Source organism: Arthrobacter sp. B0316-1-20, from assembly GCF_059091865.1.
Map to the genome: position 1 here is coordinate 1 of NZ_JBNHHC010000111.1, position 6201 is coordinate 6201.

Here is a 6201-nt window from a genome sequence, read left to right on the forward strand (position 1 = left end):
GGCAACGACCGCAGCGGCGGCAAGGTGCTGGCCGTCTTCCAGATGGGCACCGACGCGGGCGCGATCATCGGCCCGGTCTTGGCCGGACTGTTGCAGGGAAGGACTCGAAGTGTGGGACGAATCCATGGAAAGGCCGTACCTGAACCGCCTCATCACCGTTTCGGGTGTGGTCGGCACACCGGTGATCATCGCAGTCCTGGTCCTGGGGACCTTGTTTGATCTTGCCCTCTGGACCGAGATGCTCATCATTGCCGCGGTCGCGACTCTGATCCTTGGGCCTCTTGGTGTTGCCGCTGTCAGGGAACGTCAACGCATCCAGGCCGCAAGCTCCGGCAACCAGCCGGCGCCGCCCGACGGCCCTGCCAGCGGCGAGCCGCCTTCTCCGGCCGCACCACACGACTTCTCCTCCGCAACGGAAGAAGAAAAGCCGCAGTCGCGGCCCCTTGAGCTGACCCTGGCTTTCTGGCTCTGGATCGGTACCGCCGTATTGATTGGCGGTGCGGTCGTCACTGTTGTCGTGCTTGCCGGCCTTGGCATCCTGCCCATCACTGACGCTGCAACCCCGCTGGGGTTGCTCATCTTCCTGGCAGTGGTGGTCCTCATTCTTCTGATGGTCGGCGTCGGGTTCATCTACTCCATGAAAGACGGGGACTGGCTGTCCAGGTACTACCTGACCGAGGCCGGTGTAGCTGCCGCGCTGCCTCTGCTGATGGCCTGGAAATGGCCATTCCTGCTGGCGTTCCTGCTGCCGGCGGCAGCAACAATCCTCATGTGGCTGCCGAAGACAAATGCCTACTTCCACACTGCCCAGAAAAAGAATCCGGCGCTGCGACGCCCCGATTAACCTAACGGCCGCCTATTGGAGAACCTGTCTCAACAAAGGTGCCTACTGCCCGCACCTTGGCTGACGGCAGCCGGGGCGTCTACTAGTGCGGGACATCCCAGCGGTCGGAAGCCCTGGGCCGGGGATGTCCTGACGGTGCTGTACCGGATGATCGAGCCGTGGGAAAGCCATAGGGCAGACCGTTGGAGTGGTGCTCTTGCGTAATAAGCGGCCGCGTATGGAAGCGGAACCGTGGAGCCGCCAGGTAGCGGACTGATCCCGTCATACGATGAGCTGTCAAAGGAACACGGCCCGCCGGCGATGCCCGGGCCAGACGCTGAGGACCGACACTCAGCAGAATTGGGGGATCTAGTGAGTGTGAACGGAACCGAAGGCCAGCAGGCTGAGGCATCCGGAAATCCAGTACAGCTGCCGTACGGGGGTCCGGGAGTTCAGGGGCAGCTGCCGCCCGGCGACTGGGTGTACGTCCCCTCGTCGGCCCACCTGCAGGTACTGTCCAAGCCGCCCGCATCTGGGCTCCGGATCGCCGCAGGAATCATGTCGATCCTGCTCGGGCTGTGCAACCTGCTGGTCGTTCTTGTTCTCATGACCGAACCGGACCTGTTTGGCCTCGAAACGTTCGACCCCGGGACCCTGGTACTGCTGGCCTGCGGTTTCGGCAGCATCGTCGTGGGGATCGTCCTGCTGGTTCTGCAGAGGTCGCGCCGCAAGGGGGCACCCCTCACGGCGTCCGTCTTCACCGTGGCAAGCTTCCTGCTGTGCCTGGGCCTGACGGGTACCGAAATGGGACTGGGGCTGTTTATCCTGCAGCTCATGTTCATGGTGCCAGCAGCTACCTTGCTGATCCTGGTTCTGGTTGCTGATTCCAGACGCTCCTGAAGGAAGGCCCTGCGGTAGCAGGGCCTTCCTCATGTCCGCAGGCCAGAGCCGGATGTCGTGGGGGGGCTGCGACGATTGTGTTTCTAAAAGTGCCTTTGGCTTGCCTCTTGCCTTTCGAACGCTGCAAGCCCCCAGGGCAAAGGCTCACCACAAACACGTCCACCTTGTCTTTGGTGAATGTGTCTTTCGTCTTGCGCAGCGCACAAGCCGCGGGAGACAAGAGGCCGGGTAACTCCATGTATCGGTTGATCCCTGCTGGGAATCGCGGAGCACTGTCCATGCCCTGTCGCTTCCCACAGTCCCTCTATACGCTGAGCTCAGGAGACTTCCAGCCGCCTGACATTGGAGAGTCAAATGGTCCTGCTTGGCACGATTATTTTGATGGTGGCCACAGCTCTGTGCACCAGTGCGGCGGTCATTGACGCCCGCAATCCTTCGAACGGACCTACCCGATATTTTGCCTCCGGCGCTGATGACAGTCTTCGCAGCCCTCGCATCTGGCTATTGATGGCAGGGATCCTGTTAGCAATGGCGGGAGACACGGTGCTGTCTGCGGCCAGAGTTGTCGGCGGTCTCTGGGATATGCCGCTGTTCCTGGCCCTCGTGTTGGCCCCCTATGCCATACATAGAGCCATTCAGGTTCGAAAAAACCGGCGTGCTCAGCAGCAGACCACAGATCTGCCGTGAAAAGTGCGGGACCCACTCGAATCGAGTGAATCCGGCCGCCCATCAATAATCCGAGCGGATTCACTGAGTCGCCCAGCCCGCGGGCCGTAAGAGATTATTCGTTGAACCGGCGGTCCTGCTCTTCTATAGCGGATAGCAGGTCTGTAAGGTCCCGTGTACCTTGCCCGCCATCATTCATCGTTGTAGCGAGGGAAGGACGGCATTCCAGTTCCACGACGCTGCCCTGGTCCGCGGGAAGGATGTGCGCGGTTATTTGTTGGCCCCAGGAATTGATGTTGGCTCTGCCCCGTATCGTGATGAGGTCGTCCCGGACATTCTTGATGGAGAAACGAGGAAGTTCGGCCACTGCGGTCAGGATGAGTTCTTTTGCCTCCTGCGCAGATCTCCGAAGGTGAACTGTTGTGTGGGCTAGTACTCCGTCGACGGTGATCTGCCGGTTGGACCCGGACGTTACTGTTCCCTTCTGGAAGGGGTGTCCTGCTGCTGACTGCTCGCCGGGGATGCTGTTCAATGCGGCTGATCGCCGCAGCTTCGCACGCTGTTCATCCAGGCTTCGGGCTTCGCGCTGGACGGCAAGAACCATGGGCACGTCAATACCGACCATGAACACGGCCACGATCAGCACCGTGAGCCATAGGTCGAGAACGCTGCTCAATGCAATGGCAAGGAACAGCAGCGGGAGTGACGCAGCTAGGGATATCTTCAGGTAGCGCATCATTCTGGAGGTCGGTATTGAGCTGTCCATAGATCACAGTGTGTCCTGCAGCGTTCGGGCCGAAAGATATTGACTCTCGAAATCTCAGCTGGCGATCCTCCCGTGACCGCGGCAGTTTCCTGCAGGAATGTCGCGCGTCCACGCCTTACAGCTCGCCTGTACTGAGCTGGGCAGGATCTACGACAGACTTGCCGAGATATTCCGGGGCAACCGTATAACCACATTGCGGTACCTTCACAGCCATTCCGCCAGAGTGTTGGATGAGTGTACGAGAACAGCTAAGCGAGCCGCGAAAGCAGGCAATTCCTGCATTTTCCGCTTGTAGGCTCGAGGGCGGGATTTGCACGCTCTTGCGAAGTGGACGCGTGATAGGGGAGATCATGACGGGTGGTACAGGACCGCTGAACCAGGACGTCGGCGACAGGTCATCCGGAGAAGACTCCAATGGCCCTGGTAAGGATGATTCACCGATAACACTTAGACAGGCGAGCTGGGCACTGCTCTTCGTTGTCCTGTACGTGGCTGTCTTCACAGGCGCAGTGTTGGCGGTCGGCCAGCTCGACGTCGTTCATTTCACGCCCGGGGGCCTGATCATGCTGTTCCTGCCCGGAGCGACCGCTGCGGGCATGCTCGCGCTTTATGTTCACCTCATCCGCAAGCATCGTCTGGGCCTTGGCGTGCTTGGGTTTCTGCGGCTCACGCCCAGGATGTTCCATCTGCTCTGGCAGATCCCCGTGGCCATTGTGGCTGCTGCCTTTTTTCAGCAGCTTTTCCTGGCTGTTCTTGCCGTTCTGAATGTCGATGTCGCAGCGGCCGGATCCTCCAATGACGCCATAGTCATGATCGCTGAACTGCCGGCTCCGTCCGTGGCGATCGCGTTCGTCGTCATTGCGGTACTCACGCCACTGTGGGAGGAAGTGCTGTTCAGGGGTGCTTTCCTCAGCGGCTTCCTGCGGCGGTTCAAGCCTTCCGTAGCGATCCTGCTGTCCGCTGCACTCTTCGCGTCAGTCCATCTGGTGCTGCTCGGCTTCGGGTACCTATTCGCCTTGGGGGTTGCACTGGCGCTCCTTCGCCGCTTCCACCGGAACCTCTGGGCGCCCGTGCTGCTTCACGCCGCGAACAACGCCATGGTAATGCTCTTGGTGTTAACGGTCGCTTGAATGAGCGTCAGGTTGTACATGAAAGGCCCAACGCCGGGTTCCGCCTCTGCTGTCTCAACAGCGGAATGGTTCTTATCTGGCGGAATCAGAGAGAGCCTAATCATCTGTTTATCCCGGGAAGTTTCGTGGCTCGGCGCCGGTCCCTTGCCAATTGGTAGAGGGCCGCTGTCATGACCAGGGGAACGACAAGATAGTAGATTCTCCCCGGATTCATCCCGATGAGGATTGCTGCTCCAATCCAAAATAGGACCGTAACAACGAGGTAGACCCAAAAATAGACTGGAGATTCGTGGATTCTTCGTTTCATCTATTGTCCCGAGGGCTTTCGCTAGGTGCGGAAGCTGCCGTGCGTTCCAGGAACCGGGTCGTCTGATGAAACTGCCACACGATCATGATGGTTCCCGCGACAAGGAGCCCGAGGGTAGGAATCCATAACACTCCCAGAACACTATCCCGGGCGTTCACCAGCTGCGGTCCGAGGATGAGCAGGTACCCCGGTATGAGCAGCAGCCCCTGGGCCAGACCCTGCCGTAGCTGAACCGCTGCGCCGCGGGCCACGGTCAGCTCCTCCGGCACCGGGGGGATCCGGCCATAGATCTGTTTCCGGATCCTCTTTTGTTCAGGCTTCTCCAGCCATACGAGTGCCTGCGCCCGCTGCGGGCGGACCTCTGGTTTCACCTTCTTGCTCGCATACACGAACGCGCCGATCATGACACCGATTCCCGCGAGCATTAGGCCAACGCCGAGGTGCTGGGGCCATTCTTCCTGAACGTTTCCGACGATGAGGGCCATGATGAGAAAACCGATGCCTGCCAGGACGAGGACGCCAAGAGGCAGATAAACCAGGAAGTAGGCCCGCAAGGCCTTGCTGATCCCGTAGTCGGTGATCCCCTCGGCGATTTTCGTAGCCTTGGCCCAGCGGACCGCGGCTTCCGTATCAGCATCAGTCACCTTGGCCATCCCCTTAGACGAGAAACCTTGCGTTCCGGACAGTGCTCTAACAGTGCTTCAGTGATGACCAGTTGTCCATAGGCCGTCTCGTCAGGAGCAGCGCATACCCCGCGGCTCTGGAGACGCTCGAAACCGACCTTCAAGCCGCCTGAAAACCATCAACCCCGAGAGCCAACAAAACCCGGGGCAGCCCCTTATGCCTGGCGGACACGGGTCCTCCGGGCAGACATGCCCAGCGCCAAGTCAGCTACGGACACAACCATGCCAAGGTCACTGACGTAGTCACCCACCCTCGGAGTTTCGGCCGGTCCACCCTGTTCGAACCTGCGGGTCCACCCATACGCGTGCGCCACCCCGCTGGTCGTGTGCCAGATGAACGCCAGGTGTTCAGCCAAGAATGGTTCATCTTCCTCCAAAGGAGGCAAACAGTCCGCAAGTGTCTGGGTCATCCTTCGAATCATCGTGGCCTCGCCCGGAGTACGCTTTCCTCCCGTCAGTTGCTGGTGATTATCCCGCGCCTGGGTCGCCATGATCGGCGGGATGGACGGGAACCGCTCAAAGCTTTCGAAAGCGTCGCAAGCGCTCATTGCGCTGCGGCTCTCGGTGCCGGCAACTTCTTTGCCGTTCTGCAATCTCTGCTCTCGGTTATCGGAGGCAAGCACATATACGACGCGGGCACTGCCAACCAGTGCTGTTCTTAGGAGTGTCTGCAGCACCACAGGCCGTGTCTCAAGCCCGGCCATGATGACTTTGAAGACTGTATCCAGAGAACCAATCGACGCGTCGATACCGGCATCCACGATGAGAGACGGAGAAAATCCCATCCGGTTGGCTTCACTTTCATCCGTATGGAGGTCGCATCCGGATAGCGGGGGAAGCTGCACCGCGCTCCATCGATCGTAGAAAGTCTGCACCACCTGAAGATGGTGCATGAAATACTTCTTGGCCCCAGGAGCGTCTAGACC

The 6201-nt window shown here is 59.8% G+C and carries 8 protein-coding genes; 4 read left to right on the forward strand and 4 right to left on the reverse strand.

What is annotated here, in order from left to right:
• Positions 1–189: hypothetical protein (locus AC5RW2_RS39680; protein ID WP_494075217.1), on the reverse strand; the 189-nt coding region annotated here is incomplete at its 3' end.
• Positions 190–238: 49 nt separating this feature from the next.
• Between AC5RW2_RS39680 and AC5RW2_RS39685 the strand changes: the two genes are divergently transcribed.
• From AC5RW2_RS39685 to AC5RW2_RS39695, 3 genes are all read left to right on the forward strand, one after another.
• Positions 239–844 carry a hypothetical protein gene (locus AC5RW2_RS39685; RefSeq protein ID WP_494075214.1) on the forward strand — a complete coding sequence of 202 codons (606 nt, stop codon included), beginning with the start codon at positions 239–241 and terminating at the stop codon, positions 842–844.
• A gap of 351 nt (positions 845–1195) precedes the next feature.
• Entirely contained in the window at positions 1196–1723 is a 528-nt protein-coding gene (locus AC5RW2_RS39690; RefSeq protein ID WP_494031842.1) for a hypothetical protein, read from the forward strand.
• A 354-nt stretch (positions 1724–2077) separates the two neighbouring features.
• Positions 2078–2410, forward strand: coding sequence for a hypothetical protein (locus tag AC5RW2_RS39695; protein ID WP_494031843.1), 333 nt, complete (start codon positions 2078–2080; stop codon positions 2408–2410).
• 94 nt (positions 2411–2504) lie between these two features.
• Here AC5RW2_RS39695 and AC5RW2_RS39700 read toward each other — a convergent pair whose 3' ends face one another.
• Positions 2505–3155, reverse strand: coding sequence for a hypothetical protein (locus AC5RW2_RS39700; RefSeq protein WP_494031844.1), 651 nt, complete (start codon positions 3153–3155; stop codon positions 2505–2507).
• A 335-nt stretch (positions 3156–3490) separates the two neighbouring features.
• On the opposite strand from AC5RW2_RS39700, the gene AC5RW2_RS39705 reads away from it, so the two are divergent.
• Complete coding sequence (locus AC5RW2_RS39705; RefSeq protein ID WP_494075215.1) at positions 3491–4285, forward strand: CPBP family intramembrane glutamic endopeptidase; 795 nt, start codon at positions 3491–3493, stop codon at positions 4283–4285.
• Between the two features lie 303 nt (positions 4286–4588).
• Here the strand turns inward: AC5RW2_RS39705 and AC5RW2_RS39710 are convergent, their stop codons facing one another.
• Together AC5RW2_RS39710 and AC5RW2_RS39715 are read right to left on the reverse strand one after the other, a co-directional pair.
• A complete protein-coding gene (locus tag AC5RW2_RS39710) occupies positions 4589–5236 on the reverse strand; it encodes a hypothetical protein (protein ID WP_494031846.1) in 648 nt (215 codons plus the stop codon).
• 194 nt (positions 5237–5430) lie between these two features.
• Positions 5431–6201 (reverse strand): hypothetical protein (locus tag AC5RW2_RS39715; RefSeq protein ID WP_494075216.1); only part of this gene is annotated, 771 nt, incomplete at its 5' end.